Origin of the sequence: Brevibacterium casei CIP 102111, from assembly GCF_900169275.1 — a bacterium.
GTDB lineage: Bacteria > Actinomycetota > Actinomycetes > Actinomycetales > Brevibacteriaceae > Brevibacterium > Brevibacterium casei.
In genome coordinates this window covers 33551-49366 of the sequence record NZ_FXZC01000010.1, presented here as the reverse complement: position 1 = coordinate 49366, position 15816 = coordinate 33551, and the positions used below count along the sequence as shown (strand labels likewise).

15 protein-coding genes are annotated in these 15816 nt (G+C 68.9%); 9 read left to right on the top strand and 6 right to left on the bottom strand.

The features are described 5' to 3' along the window. The first annotated feature begins 36 nt into the window (after positions 1-36). Genes BC102111_RS16735 through BC102111_RS16725 form a run of 3 tightly spaced genes read left to right on the top strand, consistent with a single transcriptional unit; the run spans position 37 to position 2763 of the window. On the top strand, positions 37-1185 hold the full coding sequence (locus BC102111_RS16735) for a BMP family ABC transporter substrate-binding protein (protein ID WP_009379476.1): 1149 nt from the start codon (positions 37-39) through the stop codon (positions 1183-1185). Between the two features lie 43 nt (positions 1186-1228). Beyond that, complete coding sequence (locus BC102111_RS16730) at positions 1229-2335, top strand: adenosine deaminase (protein ID WP_009379474.1); 1107 nt, start codon at positions 1229-1231, stop codon at positions 2333-2335. 53 nt (positions 2336-2388) lie between these two features. Then, positions 2389-2763 carry a hypothetical protein gene (locus BC102111_RS16725; protein ID WP_223289954.1) on the top strand — a complete coding sequence of 125 codons (375 nt, stop codon included), beginning with the start codon at positions 2389-2391 and terminating at the stop codon, positions 2761-2763. Positions 2764-2811: 48 nt separating this feature from the next. Here BC102111_RS16725 and BC102111_RS16720 read toward each other — a convergent pair whose 3' ends face one another. From BC102111_RS16720 to BC102111_RS16710, 3 genes are all read right to left on the bottom strand, one after another. After that, entirely contained in the window at positions 2812-3522 is a 711-nt protein-coding gene (locus BC102111_RS16720; protein ID WP_009379470.1) for a hypothetical protein, read from the bottom strand. Positions 3523-3659: 137 nt separating this feature from the next. Then, positions 3660-4382: a GNAT family N-acetyltransferase gene (locus BC102111_RS16715; RefSeq protein ID WP_009379469.1), complete on the bottom strand. Its 723-nt coding sequence runs from the start codon at positions 4380-4382 to the stop codon at positions 3660-3662. A gap of 3 nt (positions 4383-4385) precedes the next feature. Next, positions 4386-4880 carry a MarR family winged helix-turn-helix transcriptional regulator gene (locus BC102111_RS16710; protein ID WP_009379468.1) on the bottom strand — a complete coding sequence of 165 codons (495 nt, stop codon included), beginning with the start codon at positions 4878-4880 and terminating at the stop codon, positions 4386-4388. A 214-nt stretch (positions 4881-5094) separates the two neighbouring features. On the opposite strand from BC102111_RS16710, the gene sucC reads away from it, so the two are divergent. From sucC to BC102111_RS16690, 4 genes are all read left to right on the top strand, one after another. Beyond that, positions 5095-6264 (top strand): ADP-forming succinate--CoA ligase subunit beta, encoded by a 1170-nt coding sequence (sucC, locus tag BC102111_RS16705; protein WP_009379467.1) that lies wholly within the window; start codon positions 5095-5097, stop codon positions 6262-6264. Positions 6265-6282: 18 nt separating this feature from the next. Then, positions 6283-7185, top strand: a complete 903-nt coding sequence (gene sucD, locus BC102111_RS16700; RefSeq protein WP_009379466.1) for a succinate--CoA ligase subunit alpha — start codon at positions 6283-6285, stop codon at positions 7183-7185. 444 nt (positions 7186-7629) lie between these two features. Beyond that, entirely contained in the window at positions 7630-8946 is a 1317-nt protein-coding gene (locus BC102111_RS16695; RefSeq protein ID WP_101624894.1) for a collagen binding domain-containing protein, read from the top strand. Between the two features lie 154 nt (positions 8947-9100). Further along, the gene (locus tag BC102111_RS16690) at positions 9101-10261 is read left to right on the top strand and encodes a threonine aldolase family protein (protein WP_231882172.1); all 1161 of its coding nucleotides are present in this window, start codon (positions 9101-9103) and stop codon (positions 10259-10261) included. Positions 10262-10320: 59 nt separating this feature from the next. Here BC102111_RS16690 and BC102111_RS16685 read toward each other — a convergent pair whose 3' ends face one another. After that, on the bottom strand, positions 10321-10725 hold the full coding sequence (locus BC102111_RS16685; protein ID WP_009379462.1) for a universal stress protein: 405 nt from the start codon (positions 10723-10725) through the stop codon (positions 10321-10323). A gap of 110 nt (positions 10726-10835) precedes the next feature. On the opposite strand from BC102111_RS16685, the gene BC102111_RS16680 reads away from it, so the two are divergent. Continuing rightward, on the top strand, positions 10836-12095 hold the full coding sequence (locus BC102111_RS16680; protein ID WP_063249136.1) for a class I SAM-dependent methyltransferase: 1260 nt from the start codon (positions 10836-10838) through the stop codon (positions 12093-12095). Between the two features lie 43 nt (positions 12096-12138). Beyond that, positions 12139-12813, top strand: coding sequence for a hypothetical protein (locus tag BC102111_RS16675; protein WP_040342082.1), 675 nt, complete (start codon positions 12139-12141; stop codon positions 12811-12813). Here the strand turns inward: BC102111_RS16675 and BC102111_RS16670 are convergent. Beyond that, positions 12750-14105: an APC family permease gene (locus tag BC102111_RS16670; RefSeq protein ID WP_009379459.1), complete on the bottom strand. Its 1356-nt coding sequence runs from the start codon at positions 14103-14105 to the stop codon at positions 12750-12752. The two genes, BC102111_RS16675 and BC102111_RS16670, sit on opposite strands and share 64 nt — an antisense overlap. Positions 14106-14119: 14 nt before the next feature. Then, positions 14120-15760, bottom strand: coding sequence for an amidohydrolase (locus BC102111_RS16665; RefSeq protein WP_009379458.1), 1641 nt, complete (start codon positions 15758-15760; stop codon positions 14120-14122). Positions 15761-15816: the final 56 nt, after the last annotated feature.

Here is a 15816-nt window from a genome sequence, read left to right as displayed (position 1 = left end):
CGGGCGGCACTCAGGCCCGCCCGATAACCTGGAGCGATGAGAACGAACCTCGCGACCCGGGCCGCCGGTGCCGCCCTCGGCGTGCTCAGCCTCCTCGGGGTGAGCGCGTGTGCGGTGTCGACGCCCGAGGCGGTCGCGGACCCGACGACCGGATGCATGATCTCGGCCCCTGCCGGCTTCGACGACCACTCCGCCGGAGCCATCACCCTCGCCGAGATCGAGCTCGCGCGGGCGGCGGGACTCTTCACCGCGACCTCGAGTCAGCGGGTCTCGAACTCCTCCGCCACCTCGGCGGCCCTGCAGCGAACGACGGGGGAGGCGTGCACGCTCACGACCGTCGTCGGACCCGGCGGCGCGAGCGAACTCGCCGACTTCGCCCGAGGCAACCCCGACGGCCTCTTCCTCGGCATCGCCAGCGGGCACGAGGACTTCCCCGACAATGTGCTCAGCCTCGACTTCGACCTCGTGCCGCCGGCGTTCATCGCCGGCTACATCGCGGCCACGGCGAGCGAATCGGGTGAGGTCTCCGCGTTCGTCTCCCGCGGATTCCCGCAGGCCGAGCAGATCCTCACCGCCTTCGACGCCGGTGTGGCCCTCTACAACAAGGAGTCCGGCGACGAGGTCGAGGACGTCACCTCGTACCGGGAGTCGCGGATCGCCGGACGCACCGTCGACGACACCGACGGCGGCGGCCGCGACTTCTTCGAGTCCGCGCGCAGAGCCGACGCCGATGTCGTCGTGCCCTTCGGCTCGGCTGCAGCGATGGGGGTGCTCGCCGCCGTCACCGAGGAGCGCACCGCCGCGGCCACTGCCACCCCCGACCCCGAGGGCGAGGGTGAGGAGCCGGTGCTGCCGAAGATCATCTGGTACGGCGCCTCGGGCGACTTCAGCGACGCGATCATCGCGACGATCGAACCGAACATCCGCCGCGGGCTGCGGACGATGTTCCCCGAATGGCCGCAGAGCAAGAATCCCGACGAGGTCGTCGAACCCGGTCCCGAGGACCCCGCCGAGATCAACGGCATCCTCGTCACCGAGCACGAGTACAAGGGGACGATCGACAACGGCGGAGTCGGCATCTCTGCCGAGGACGGGTTCCTCAGCCGCGTCTCCGACGCCGGGCGCAGCATCGCGGATCTGCGCGAGCGGATCAAGAGCGGGGACATCGACCCGACCGCGGGGTAGCGTTCCCATGCTCCTCCCGGCCGGCAGCCGATAGACTTGCCCCGTGCATAGAACTCCCGCCGGCGTCGCCCACGACGACCCGATCCTCCAGCTGCCCAAGGTCTCCCTCCACGACCACCTCGACGGTGGTCTGCGACCGGAGACGATGATCGAACTCGCCGAGGCGGTCGGCCATGAGCTGCCCGCCACGGATCCCGAGGCGCTGGCCCAGTGGTTCGCGGAGTCCGCGAACTCCGGTGACCTCGTCCGCTACCTCGAGACCTTCGCCCACACCACCGCGGTGATGCAGACCCGTGAGGGCCTGATCCGCGTCGCCAAGGAGTGGGTGCTCGACCAGGTCGCCGACGGAGTCTTCTACGCCGAAGCCCGGTGGGCACCCGAGCAGCACCTCGCCGGCGGCCTCGACCTCGACGACGTCGTCGACGCCGTCCAGGAGGGCCTCGACGCCGGTGTCGCCGAGGCGTCGGCCGACGGCCGGTTCATCCGTGTCGGTCAGATCATCACCGCGATGCGCCAGGCCGACAACTCGATGGCGATCGCCGAACTCGCCATCCGCCACCGGGAGAAGGGCGCGGACTCCGGCGTCGTCGGCTTCGACATCGCCGGCCCCGAGAAGGGCTTCCCGCCCTCGGCCCACCTCTCGGCCTTCAACGCCCTCCACCAGGCCTACGTGCCGGTGACGATCCACGCCGGTGAGGCCGCCGGGAAGGAGTCCATCCACGAAGCGGTCACGGTCTGCCACACGCAGCGCATCGGCCACGGCGCGCGGATCGTCGAGGACATGGACATCGTCGACGGTGAGGGCCAGCTTGGCAGCCTCGCCGCATGGGTGCTCGACCAGCAGATCCCCCTCGAACTCTGCCCGAGCTCGAACCTCCAGACCGACATCGGCGGCACCATCGCCTCCCACCCGATCACCGGGCTCAAGGACCTCGGCTTCGCCGTGACGATCAACCCGGACAACCGCCTCATGTCGGGCACATCCGTGACCCGGGAGATGCGCCTGCTCGTCGACGAGGCGGGCTGGACCCAGACCGACCTCGAGTGGGCGACCGTCAACGCGATCACCGCGGCCTTCCTCCCGCTCGACGTGCGCGAACGCATGCTCGACGAGATCCTCATCCCCGGATTCGCGCGGGTGACCGTGTGAGGCCGGCGGACGCAGGTGGGGCGCCCGGGTCTCCGGATCCGGACGGTCACGGTGTGCCCACCCCGCGGGCGATGCTCCTCGTCGTCATCGTCCTCGGTCTGCAGGCGCTCGTGCTCATCGGCACCGCGATCTCGTTCGTCGTCACCGCGCTGGGCGCCGGGGCGCTCGCGAGCTCACTCATCGGCCTCGCGGTGATGTTCCTCATCTTCGCCGCCGGACTCCTCGCCGCGGCGCGGGGATCGTGGCGGCTGCATCGGTGGGCGCGGCCCGCGGCGATCGCCTTCGAGCTCCTCGTCATCGTCTTCGGCATCAGCGTCATCGGCGGATCACTGTGGCTCGGCCTCGGATGCCTCATCACTGCGATCGCCGTCATCGTCGGCTACTTCACCCCGCCGGTCGTCGACGCCTACAACCGGGCGCTCGCGTAGCAGGGGCGAGGCGGCTCACTCCGGCGACTCACTCGTACGAGGTCGACGTCACTGACCCAGGTAGGCCCCGCATGCCTCGGTGAGGTAGTCGCCGGCGACGTCGCCCTCTTCACCGAGGCTCCGCGCGGTCATCTGGATGCCCCACCACACCTGCGGGGACGCACCCCACTGCTGGCGGAACTCCTCGCGCTTCGACGGATCCGCGGAGAGGTCGTCGGCGGCCAGGGAGATCCGCTCCTGGGCGTCGTCGGCCGTGCACCGGGCCTCGTCGTCGGGTCCCTGCGGATCGAGTTCGGGGATGTCGTCGGAGTTCACGGTCGTGAGCGTGTACGCGGACTCGCCGATCTCCTCGACGTCGAAGAGTCCGTGGATGAGGACGAACGGGGCCTTGTCCGTCGTCACGTTGCCCGCATCGAGGGTGACGCTGACGCTGTTGGGGCTGTCGGGGGTGACGGTGACCTCGCCGGAGTCGGGGAGGTCCGGGTTGGCCGTGTGGACCCACGTCTTGAGGTAGGCCGGCTTCTTCTCCGCGGCGGCCTGCGCCAGGCCCTGCCACAGCGGGTCGGACTCCTTCGCTCCGCCGGGGGAGGAGTCGACGACGGAGATCTCCGGTGCATCGTCTGGCGTGGCGATCGGAGTGACCTCCTCGGGACTGACCGAGGGGCGCGGCTGGGGCCGCGTCTCCGTCGAGGTCGGCACGCAGGCGCTCGTGGTGAGGACAGCGGCAGCGGTCAGGAGGGCAAGGGAGCGAAGGCGCATGGTTCCTCGAACGTCGGAGTCGTGTCGGACATCAGCTCCAGCCTATGCCGACGGGCCGTCCGGGCCCGGCGGGACGCGCCGATCTCAGCGCCCTGTGGGGTCTCTGTGTCCTGTGTGGACCCGGCGTCTGTCGGTGCTCAGCGTCCCCTGAGCTCGCGCAGACTGCGCCTCTGCACTCCGGCCTCGTCGAAGTTCGCCGGATCGAGCCATGCGGCGAACCCCTTCCGCAGCTGCGGCCATTCGGAGTCGAGGATCGAGAACCATGCGGTGTCCCGGTTGCGCCCCTTGACGACCATGTGCTGGCGGAAGACCCCTTCGGGAGTGAAGCCGAAGCGCTCCGCCGCCCGTTTCGAGGGGACGTTGGCGTCGTTGCACTTCCATTCGAAGCGGCGATAACCGGAAGCGAAGACCGCGTCGGCGAAGAGGAAGAACGCCTCGGTCGCCCCGCGGGTGCGCGCGAGGTCGGGACCCCAGAGGATGTTGCCGATCTCGATGACCCCGTTGGCCGGATCGACGCGCATGAGCGCCTGGCGTCCCACTGCGCGTCCGGTGGCGCGGTCGACGACCGCGAAGAAGAGGGGATCGGGCGAGGCCGCGACCGTGGTCAGCCAGTCGGTGAACTCACCGCGATCGGTTGGTGGGACCTCCGGCAGATAGGCGAAGTGCTCCTCGGCTCCCTCGGCAATCGAGGCCTCGAAGAGGTCGTCGCCGTGACGGAGGGGATCGAGCGGTTCGAGGTCGACGATCGTGCCGTGGATCGTCTCCCGCCGAGGCGGCGCCACCCCGGTCCAGTCGCGCAGGGACCCGGCGGTCGCCTCGGCGGGGTGGAGCACCTCGGCGGGATCTGTCGGGTCGGTCATCGTTCAGTCCTCGTCGCCGTCGAAGCCGGTGGAGAGCTCGCGCAGGAGTGCGGCGAGCTTGCGCCGTCCCGCGGGGGTGAGGCCGGCGAGGATGTCGCGCTCCTTGACGAGGAGGTCGGCGAGTGCCGAGTCGACGGTCGCGCGTCCGGTCTCGGTCAGGCGCACGAGCACCCCGCGGCGATCGGCAGGATCGGGGAGGCGTTCGACCCAGCCGGCGGTGACGAGGCGGTCGATGCGGTTCGTCATCGTCCCCGAGGTCACGAGCGTCTCCTGGAGCAGCGTGGAGGGGGAGAGCTGGTAGGGCTCGCCGGAGCGGCGCAGGGCGGAGAGCACGTCGAAGGCCCAGCCCTCGATGCCGTACTCGGCGAAGCTCGACTTCCGTGCCCGGTCGAGCTGACGGGAGAGCCGAGTCACCCGGGAGAGGATCTCCATGGGGGAGACATCGAGGTCAGGACGCTCGTGTCGCCACGCAGCGACGATCCTGTCGACCTCATCCATGATCCGATTTTACGTCCAGATCAAGAATCTTGACGACCAAGATTCTTTTTCGCGAGACATTCCTTACGTACCGGGCCTGCGAATTTGGTTGCTCGAGTGCGGTTGGGAATAAAGTGGTCTGTGGTTGTTGCATCCGTCAACGCTCTTGCGGGGCCAAAAGACCCCGCACGAATGCTGGGTGAGAACGCCCTGCAGACGAAACGAAGGAAGACACGTGGATCTTTTCGAGTATCAAGCACGTGACCTGTTCGAGAAGCACGGGGTGCCCGTGCTCAAGGCTCAGGTCGCCACGACACCAGAAGAAGCGAAGAAGGCAGCCGAAGACCTGGGCGGCGGCGTGGTCGTCGTCAAGTCGCAGGTGAAGATCGGCGGCCGCGGCAAGGCCGGCGGCGTCAAGGTCGCGAAGAATCCTGACGAGGCGGAAGCGCGTGCCAAGGAGATCCTCGGTCTCGACATCAAGGGACACATCACGAAGAAGGTGATGATCGCCGAAGGTGCGGACATCGCCGAAGAATACTACTTCTCCGTCCTCCTCGACCGCTCCAACCGCACCTACCTCGCGATGTGCTCGAAGGAAGGCGGCATGGAGATCGAGCAGCTCGCGGTCGAGCGCCCCGAAGCGCTCGCGAAGATCCCCGTCAACGCGATCGACGGGATCGACGAGGCCAAGGCCAGGGAGATCGCCGAGGCTGCCGGCTTCGATGCCGAGACCGCTGCGAAGGTCGCCCCCGTGCTCGTGTCCCTGTGGACCGTCTTCGAGAAGGAGGACGCCACCCTCGTCGAGGTCAACCCGCTGGTCAAGACCGGTGCCGGTGACATCATCGCCCTCGACGGCAAGGTCTCGCTCGACGAGAACGCCGACTTCCGCCACCCCGACCACGAAGAGCTGCGCGACATCGACGCCGAGGACCCCCTCGAGCTCAAGGCCAAGGAACTCGACCTCAACTACGTCAAGCTCGACGGCGAGGTCGGAATCATCGGCAACGGTGCGGGCCTCGTGATGTCGACCCTCGACGTCGTCGCCTACGCAGGCGAGAAGCACGACAACGTCAAGCCGGCGAACTTCCTCGACATCGGCGGCGGCGCCTCGGCGGAGGTCATGGCCAACGGACTCGACGTCATCCTCGGCGATGACCAGGTCAAGGCTGTCTTCGTCAACGTCTTCGGCGGCATTACCGCCTGCGACGAGGTCGCCCGCGGCATCGTCAAGGCCCTCGAGATCCTCGGCGACCAGGCGACCAAGCCCCTCGTCGTCCGCCTCGACGGCAACAACGTCGAAGAGGGACGGGCGATCCTCGCCGAGGCCGCTCACCCGCTCGTCACCCAGGTCGACACCATGGACGGTGGAGCCGACAAGGCCGCCGAACTGGCTGCTGCGAAGTAAGGAAAGGTCTCCATACCCATGTCAATCTTCCTGAATTCCGATTCGAAGATCATCGTCCAGGGCATCACCGGCGGCGAGGGCACCAAGCACACCGCGCGCATGCTCGCGGCCGGCTCGAACGTCGTCGGCGGCGTCAACGCCCGCAAGGCCGGCACCACTGTCAAGCACGTCGACAAGAACGGCGATGACATCGAGCTTCCCGTCTTCGCGACCGTCGCCGAGGCGATGGAGGCCACCGGTGCCGACGTGTCCGTCGCCTTCGTCCCGCCCGCGTTCTCGAAGGACGCGGCGATCGAGGCGATCGACGCCGGCATCGGCCTGCTCGTTGTCATCACCGAGGGCATCCCGGTCCAGGATTCGGCCGAGGTCTGGGCGCGTGCCCAGGCGGCCGGCAACAAGACCCGGATCATCGGCCCCAACTGCCCGGGCATCATCTCGCCCGAGCAGTCGCTGGCCGGCATCATCCCCGCGAACATCACGAAGAAGGGCAAGCTCGGGCTCGTCTCGAAGTCGGGCACGCTCACCTACCAGATGATGTACGAACTCCGTGACCTCGGCTTCTCGACCGCGATCGGCATCGGCGGTGACCCGGTCATCGGCACCACGCACATCGACGCCCTCGAGGCGTTCGAGGCCGACCCGGAGACCGAGGCGATCGTCATGATCGGCGAGATCGGCGGAGACGCCGAGGAGCGGGCCGCCGCCTACATCAAGGAGAACGTGTCGAAGCCGGTCGTCGGCTACGTCGCAGGCTTCACCGCTCCCGAGGGCAAGACCATGGGCCACGCCGGCGCCATCGTCTCCGGCTCCTCGGGCACCGCCCAGGCGAAGAAGGAGGCCCTCGAGGCCGCCGGCGTCAAGGTCGGCAAGACCCCGACCGAGACCGCCGAACTCATGCGTGAGCTCCTCGCCGGCAAGTGAGCCGCTGACACCCGGCCGCTGAGACCGGGTCGCCGCGGTCAGCACTGCGAAGCCCGCCTCCGATCATCGGAGGCGGGCTTCGTGCCGTCTGCACTCGCCTCAGCCCCTTCATCCCGCACCCGCAGCGCCACGTCATCCCCGGAGCGTCACGTCATCCCCGGAGCGTCACATCATCCCGGCAGTTCTCCACCCCGCACCCGCAGCGCTGAAAACACCCGGTGCACGGGTAGTTCTTGGTGCTCCAAGTGCGGAATCCGCAGCTGCACACCCTCATCACCGCCGGCAGCACCCCTCATCTCTGAGAGCCGACTGGGCAGAATTCGTGTGCAAGTTGTGATCATCGTGTCCAACTTGTAATGTTTCGCTTTGAGTCCCCACTCAGCACCGATCTCCGGTCCCCTCCCGGATAGTCGACGGTGCTGTCCAACATACAAAGGAATCCCCATGACGCACGTACTTCCACGCGTCGGGGCGGCCATCCTCGCGATGTTCGCCCTGCTCGCAACGGTACTGGTCGCAATCCCCGCGAATGCTGCGCCGCCGTACCAGACCAACGCCTCGATCGACTCCCTCGAATTCCAGCAGGACGAGATCAAGAGCGGCTCCGTAGCCCGCATCGACGGCACCTGGAGTCTCCCCGACAACCCGACGACGCCCGCGGGCTTCGTCGTCGACCTGCCTGCCGAACTGCAGGGCCGTGTCGACGCGTTCGACCTCCTCGATCCCGAGGGCGTCGCAATGGGCGAGTGCACCGTGACCGAGACGCAGATCTTCTGCGACTTCGACTCGCAGTACCTCGCCGACAACCCGCTCAACCTCAAGGGCACGTTCTACTTCTGGGTCTCCGTGCAGACGGAGACGACCGAGACCAAGGAAGTCACCTACGACTTCGGTGAGGTCTCCGACACCGTCACCGTCACTCCGCCCGACGGACCCTGCGAGGGCGAATGCGAGTGGAAGGGCCAGGACTCCTACAAGTGGGGCAGCTACGACCGCGAGAACGACATCATCCAGTGGCACGTCAACATCGCCTCGCCCGCCGGCGGGATGAAGGGCGACCAGAAGGTCACGGTGACCGACCTCGGCGGGGAGAACATCGAACTCATCCCCGGTGAGACCCGTCTGGCCGGCACGAACCAGTTCAACGAGAACGGGCAGCCGGTGGGCTGGGGGCCGAAGCCCGAGGACTTCTACACCGTCTCCGAGGACGGCTCGACCGTGAGCTTCACCTCGGAAGAGGGCTGGGTCTACGCCGTCATCTACCGCACGACGGTCACCGACGGCGGCAAGGCCGGAACCTACACGAACTCGGCGAAGTTCGAGATCGAGGGCGAAGAGACCGTGATCAAGAAGGGCGAGGTCGTCCGCCAGGGCGGCGGCGGCACCGGCGACGGTGACGAGGGCTCCACCCCGACCCCGACCGACACCCCGACCGACACCCCGACTGAGACTCCGACTGAGACCCCGACCGAGACGCCCACGGGATCGCCGACTCCGACGGACAGCCCGGCCCCGACGGACACTCCGACGGACAGCCCGGCCCCGACGGACACTCCGACGGACAGCCCGGCCCCGACCGAGACCCCGACCGCCCCGGCTCCGTCGCCGTCCGAGACGCCGACGGCCCCGGGCCCCGGCGGTGACCTGCCGCGCACCGGTGTCGAGACCATCGGCACCCTCGCTGCCGGCGCGGCGCTGCTGGCCGCCGGTGCCGTGACGCTCATGCTCGTCCGTCGCCGGAAGATCAGCGAGGAGAGCTGAGACCGCGATTGACGGCTGAGACCGTCTGAGCCGGAAGGGGGGGAGTGATCGTCGATCGCTCCCCCTTCCGCCATTCACCGCTCACTCGCCGAGGCGGGATGTCGGTCCGCGGCCCCGCCTGCACGGCGGTGGGGCAGGGCGATACGCTGAGCAGGTGAACGACGAGACTCGCAACGACGCCCCCTCACCCGCCGACCAGGTCCTCGACCCCTCGGCCGAACCCGCCACGCCCGAGCAGCCGCACCTTGCCGACCGCGTGAGCACGGATCCCGTCGACCACCCCCGCAACTTCGGTTCGGACAACTGGGCAGGCGCGCATCCCGAGGTCATCCAGGCGCTCATCGACGCCAATGTCGGGCACACCCCCGGCTACGGCGGGGATCCCTGGACCGCGCACTTCCACGGCGTCATGGAAGGACACTTCGGGGCGCGGGCGCAGGCGTTCCCCGTCTTCAACGGCACCGGCGCCAACGTCCTTGCCCTCCAGTCGGCCCTGCCCCGCTGGGCCGCGGTCATCACGGCCGCGAGCGCCCACATCAACTACGACGAGACCGGCGCACCGGAGAAGGTCGGCGGGCTCAAGATCGTCGCCGTCCCGACCGCCGACGGCAAGCTCACCCCGGAGTCGATCGCCTCTGCGATGGTCGGCCGCGGCAGCGAGCACAATGCGCAGCCGCTGGCCGTGAGCATCTCCCAGTCGACGGAATGGGGGACGACCTACCGGCCCGAGGAGATCCGCGCGATCGCCGACCACGCCCACGCGAACGGGATGATCCTCCACGTCGACGGCTCCCGCCTCGGCAATGCCGCCGCCTTCCTCGGCACCGACCTCGCCACCCTGACCACGGACGTCGGCGTCGACATCCTCAGCCTCGGCGGGACGAAGAACGGCCTCCTCGGCGCTGAGGCCGTCGTCGTCCTCAACCCCGAGATCGGGCAGGGGATGCGCTTCCTGCGGAAGATGAACCTCCAACTGTCGTCGAAGATGCGCTTCCTCTCCGCGCAGCTCAACGCCCTCTACGACGGGGACCTGTGGCGGAGGTCGGCGGACCACGCCAACGCGATGGCGCGGTACCTCGAGACCAGGCTCGCCGAGGTGGCCGCCTCCGGCCGTGTCCCCGGGCTCGACCTCGTCCAGCCCGTCGAGGCCAACGTCGTCTTCGTCCGCATGCCCGCCGAGGTGGCCGCCCGGGCCCGACAGCGCTTCGCGTTCGCCGACTGGCCGCTCGAGCGGGACATCGTCCGCCTCATGTGCGCCTTCGACACGACGACCGACGATGTCGACGCCCTCATCGCCGCCATCGCGGGGGAGTGAGCGTCACCGCACGGACGCGGTCGATGCCGATCGGTCGGCGTCTGCGGCGGTGAGAGCCGTCAGCGGGAGCGATCGGCCTTGACGGAGACGACGGGGACCTCGGCTTCGAGGATGATCCGCTGCGCGGTCGAACCCATGATGAGCTTGCCGACGGGGGAGCGGCGACGGGAACCGATGACGATCATGCGGGTGTCGTCGGTCGCCTCGGCGAGGGCCAGGAGCTCCTCGACGGGGTCGTTGCCGCGGAGGAACTGGAGGATCTCGTGGGAGACCTCGGAGTTCAGCAGGGTCTGCTTGAGTTCATCCATGTCGGCGTTCGTCGCGACTCCGTGCTCGTCGGGCGTCTCCCCGATGCCGGCGTTGAGGACGATGAGGGTGTCGTCGAAGGCGCGAGCCTGCTCGATGCCGAATGCGACCGCGGCCTTGCCTTCGGGCGAGGGGGAATAGCCGACGAGAATGGTCATGGTCTCTCCTGGTGCGTCGGGGGATGAGGCTCCCTCAATTAGTAGCACATCTCACGCCGGGCCCGGTCGCCGACAGGTGCGCACGAGCGGGCGCGCATTAGACTGAGCGGATGCCCGCCTCCCTCCTCGCCTCCGACTCTGCGGCCCTGCGCACCCGCGACGACCTGCTCGCCCGGATGCCGTGGCCCGCCGACGCCCCGGGGCTCGCCCAGGCGCGGCTGCTCGCCGACTATGTGATCGGGCGTCGCACCGGTGAACTCGACGTCTCCGGACGGTCGAGCGAGGGGACGTTCACCGCCCCGAGCGCTGCCCCCGACGAGGTCATCCTCGTCGACGACCCACTCGGCCTCCAGACCCGCGTGCTCTCCGAGCTCACCGCCGTGCGCACGTACAACGACCGCCTCGACGAGGCACGGAACGTCGCCGCGGAAGCCCCGGGTGCCGAGCCCGTCGCCGACCTCGCCGACGTACAGCGCACCGAGAGCGGGGACGTGCCCGGCGAGACCTGGGCGGTCGTCGATGCGCCGAAGGCGACACATGCCCTCGCCGAGGCGATCACCGTCCTCCACCCGCTCGTCACGACACTCATCGTCATCGGCCGCAGCGACGTGATGAGCCGGGCGGTGAACAAGGAGCTCGCCCGCGCCTTCGGTCGCGTCGACGTCTCACCGGGAGTGGGGAAGAACCGTCTGATCATCGGCAGCCGCCCCCTGACCTCCCCCTCGCTCACCCGTTTCCCGCGCACCGGGGTCATCGACACGCCCGCGACCGGACCGCTCACGGTCAGCGCCCACGGCGCGTGCTTCTCCGGGACGAAAGCCGACGAAGGGTCATCGCTCCTGCTCACCGCCCTCGCCGAGGCGTCCGCTTCCCCGGATGCAGTCCCCGCGCTCGCCCGTCCGGCCTCCGTCCTCGACCTCGGAGCGGGCAACGGCTGGCTGCTCACAGCGGCGATAGCCGTGACGGGAGCGGACACGGGAGTCGGCGTCGACGTCTCGAAGGCGGCGGTCGCCTCGGCGAGGGAGACGGCGGAGGCCAACGGAACGGCCGTCGACATCATCCTCGCCGATGCGAGCGGTGCCGATGCCGGCGATACCGACAGCGGCGGTACCGACGACCCGCTCGGGGGAGCGTACGACCTCATCCTTCTCAACCCGCCGTTCCACCACGGCACAGCGATCGAGACGGACACGGCGGCGGGGATGATGCGCACGGCTGCAGCCCACCTGACCCCCGGCGGCCGCGTGCTCACCGTCTTCAACTCCCACCTGCGCTACCGGGATCGGCTCGAGGACCTCATCGGTCCGAGCGTGCAGCTCGCCCGGACGGCCAAGTTCACGGTCGTCGAGAGCCGCCTGCCCGGAGAGTGACCCACGTCACCTGCTATTCACGTCGTCGTCCTAGTCTCGGGGCATGAACGACTTCGATCGGATCGAATACAGCCAGCTCGACGACATCCTCTCGTGTGAGAAGGACAGCTCCCACCCCGTTCTGCTCACGCAGGAGGCCCTCGATGGCACCGCCGCAGAACTCGTCGACTGCAACCGCGGAATCGTCGCCGGTGCACTCGATCGCGTCGATGACACCGACGCGATTTCCCAGGACGCCCTGCGCAGCAGCTATGTCGACCTCTACCGTGCGGCGGTGAGCGAGCACGGGCTCGCCTGGTACCGGACGCACGTCCCCCGACCCGCCCGAGAGCTCGCGCTCCAGGGGCTGCGGCTGATGAGCGCCCCCGAACACCTCGACCTCGCCGTCCGGGCGATCGAGTCCGACCTCGACGACGAAGCCTTCGCGGCGGCCTTCGCCTCCGCCGAGGCGGAGCTCCCGCTCGAGGAAGCCAACGCCGCGTACCTGCGCGACCTGCCGGCGATGAGCATCCTCAAGGACGCGGACATCCCCACCGCGATGAGCATCGAGTTCACCGGCTCCGGGGCGTCGAGTGACTACCCGCGCGCGTCCTCGGGTGATCGGGGGGCCATACTCCTTGAGGTCGAGCGCCTCACTCGGCGAGATCGAGCGCCTCACTCCTTGAGATCGAGCGAGGGTGTGGGCCGGCGGAAGCCGCGGGTGACGAACGCGAGGTAGGCGACGCCGAGGGCCAGCCACACCAGCCCGATGATGAGCGTGCGCGGGGACAGGCTCGTCCACAGCCACACGGTGAGGCCGAAGCCGATGCCGGGCAGGACGACGTAGCTGAGGATCGCACGACCGCCTCGGCGACCCCTGTCGATGACGAAGTGCTTGATGACTGCGAGGTTGACCGCGGAGAACGCCATGAGCGCGCCGAAGCTGACCATCTCCGAGATGAACGTGAGGTCGACAGCGAGCGCGAGGAGGGAGACGACGCCGACGGTGACCGTCGCGAAGACCGGGGTGAGGAAGCGCTTCGACAGGCGCCCGAAGAACCCGCGCGGAAGCACCCCGTCGCGGCCCATCGCGTAGAGGATGCGCGAGACCGAGGCCTGCGAGGTCAGTGCCGACCCGCAGGCGCCGGCGACGTAGGCGGCGGTGAAGAAGATCGTGAGGAACTGCCCTCCGGCGGCGGCCATGACGTCGAGCGAACCGGACTCGGGGTCGGCGAACGCGTTCGACGGGAAGACGAGCTGGGCGATGAACGAGAGCACGATGTAGATGAGCCCGCCGGTGAGCGTGGCGATGACGATCGCCCGCGGCACCGAGCGCTTGGGATCCTTCGCCTCCTCCGACAGCGTCGAGACGGCGTCGAAGCCGAGGAAGGACAGGCAGAGGATCGCGGCACCGGCCATGACGGCCCCGAACCCGTCGACGGTGCCGTCGCCGGTGAACGGGGCGGCGAGATCGACCGAACCCGAGCCCGAAATGGTGGCGAAGGAAAGGACGGCGAAGGTGAGGATGAAGATCCCCTGGGCGGCGATGATGACGATGTTCGCGCGCGCCACCGAGACGATGCCGATGATGTTGAGGATCGTGACGAGGACGATGGCGACGAGGACGAAGACCCACGAGGGGACCATCGGCAGGGCGGCATTGAGATAGAGGCCGATGACGAGGTAGTTGATCATCGGCAGGAAGAGGTAGTCGAGCAGCAGCGCCCACCCGGCGACGAAGCCGACGCCGGCGCCGAAGGTCTTCTGCGTGTACGTGTACGCGGAGCCGGCGAAGGGCAGCTCGCCGGCCATCTTCGCGTACGAGCGGGCGGTGAAGACCATCGCGACGAGGGTGATGACATAGGCGAGCGGCACGCGCCCGCCGGTGATCTCGGTGACGATGCCGTAGGTCGTGAACACCGTGAGCGGGACCATGTAGACGAGGCCGAAGAAGACGAGTGAGGGAACGCCGAGGGCGCGGCGCAGATGCCCGGTCTCGGCGGGAGCGGTGGTGCCGTGGTCGTCGGACATGACGGTCCTTCCGGTCAGACTGTCGGGGCGGCGAGGCTGCCGCGCAGGTAGGTGGCGCGCACGCGCAGGGCTGCGAGTTCCGCGGCGGTGAGCGTGCGCGGGTCGGCGTCGAGGATGACGAGGTCGGCGCTCGCCCCGGGACGGATCTCACCCCAGGGTGTCGGCGCGCGGTCGGCGAAGGCCTGATGGGCCACGGACTGAGAGTACGCGTCGAGGGCGGGCCCGATGCCGACGATCTCATCAGGTGTCCATCCGCCTGCCGGTTCGCCGTCGGCGGTGCGCCTGCTCGTGGCGATCGCAAGCCCCTCGAGCGGGGCTCCGGAGGAGACCGGCCAGTCGGAGCCGAAGGCGAGTCTCGCTCCGGAGTCGAGGATCGAGCGCATCCGGTACTGCTCATCGGCCCGATCCTCGCCGAGACGGGGGACCGTGAGCACGGTCATGAGCGCATCGAGCTGTGCCCAGAGCGGCTGCATGGTCGCGATGACCCCGAGCTCGGCGAAGCGGCGGAGGTCGGCTGCGTCGACGAGCTGGGCGTGCGCGATGACGGGGCGGCGGTCGCGGGGACCGTTGATGGTGATCGCGGTCTCGATCGCATCGAGGGCCTGTCGGACGGCGGCATCGCCGATCGCGTGGATGTGGATCTGGAAGCCCTCGGCGTCGACGGCGGTGACCGCCTCGGCGAGGGAGTCACCCTCCCACACGCGCATGCCGTGGTTGTGCAGGGATGAGCAGTACGGTTCGAGGAGGGCACCGGTCTCGTTCTCGACGACGCCGTCGGCGAAGAACTTCACGGTCTCCGCGGTGAGCAGGTCAGACCCGGCGGCGCGGACTCGCGCACGGGAGGCGACCATGCCCGGCAGCTGTTCGGCGAAGTGCCGGGGGTCGGCGTAGAGGGCGAGGTTGACGCGGATGCCGAGGTCGCCGGACCTCGCGGCGGTGAGGTAGGTGTCGACGTCGGCGGGTTCGACCCACGCGTCCTGGACCCACGTCACCCCGCGGTCGAGGAGGTAGCGGGCAGCGCGGTCGAGCGCGCGGAGGCGGTCGTCTTCGGACTGGGGTGGGCGGACGGCGTCGATGAGGTCGACGGCACCCCATTCGCGGAGGATGCCGAGCGGGGAGCCGTCGGGCAGGCGGGGGATCTCGCCGAGGACGGGGTCGGGGGTGTCGGCGGTGATGCCGGCGAGCTCGAGCGCCCTGGAGTTGCACCACACCGTGTGGTAGTCCCACGCGCGGAGGACGACCGGACGGTCGGCCACCGCCTCGTCGAGCCAGCGGGCGTCGAAGAGTCCGCCCTCGACGAGGCTGCCGTCGTACGAGGCGCCGACGATCCAGTCGGCCTCGGGGTTCGCCTCGGCGCAGCGTCGGACCTCCGCGACGATCTCATCCACCGAGGTGCATCTGCGGACCTGGGGGCCTGCGGCCTCGAGCCCGCCGAACATCGGGTGCGCGTGCCCGTCGCCGAAGGACGGCATGAGGAACCCGCCGGCAAGGTCGACGTGTTCGACTGCGGTGTCGGCGGGAAGTTCGCCGAGGCGGGCCGCGACGTCGGTCGCCCCGACGGCGATGACGATGCCGTCACTGATGAGGAGGGCGTCACTGGGCTCGCTGCTCGCACCGCGCCAGATCGTGCCGCCTGAGAAATGGGTTGTCGTCACAGGACTCCCTTCCGCTCCATTGCGTACGAACAGTGTTCGTATTTGTGACCCTCAGC

What these genes read in the sequence shown, in the direction of transcription:
- BC102111_RS16735 (WP_009379476.1), top strand. Translation starts at nt 37, where the DNA reads ATGAGAACGAACCTCGCGACCCGGGCCGCCGGTGCCGCCCTCGGCGTG.
- BC102111_RS16720 (WP_009379470.1), bottom strand. Translation starts at nt 3,522, where the DNA reads ATGCGCCTTCGCTCCCTTGCCCTCCTGACCGCTGCCGCTGTCCTCACC.
- BC102111_RS16715 (WP_009379469.1), bottom strand. Translation starts at nt 4,382, where the DNA reads ATGACCGACCCGACAGATCCCGCCGAGGTGCTCCACCCCGCCGAGGCG.
- BC102111_RS16710 (WP_009379468.1), bottom strand. Translation starts at nt 4,880, where the DNA reads ATGGATGAGGTCGACAGGATCGTCGCTGCGTGGCGACACGAGCGTCCT.
- sucD (WP_009379466.1), top strand. Translation starts at nt 6,283, where the DNA reads ATGTCAATCTTCCTGAATTCCGATTCGAAGATCATCGTCCAGGGCATC.
- BC102111_RS16695 (WP_101624894.1), top strand. Translation starts at nt 7,630, where the DNA reads ATGACGCACGTACTTCCACGCGTCGGGGCGGCCATCCTCGCGATGTTC.
- BC102111_RS16685 (WP_009379462.1), bottom strand. Translation starts at nt 10,725, where the DNA reads ATGACCATTCTCGTCGGCTATTCCCCCTCGCCCGAAGGCAAGGCCGCG.
- BC102111_RS16680 (WP_063249136.1), top strand. Translation starts at nt 10,836, where the DNA reads ATGCCCGCCTCCCTCCTCGCCTCCGACTCTGCGGCCCTGCGCACCCGC.
- BC102111_RS16675 (WP_040342082.1), top strand. Translation starts at nt 12,139, where the DNA reads ATGAACGACTTCGATCGGATCGAATACAGCCAGCTCGACGACATCCTC.
- BC102111_RS16670 (WP_009379459.1), bottom strand. Translation starts at nt 14,105, where the DNA reads ATGTCCGACGACCACGGCACCACCGCTCCCGCCGAGACCGGGCATCTG.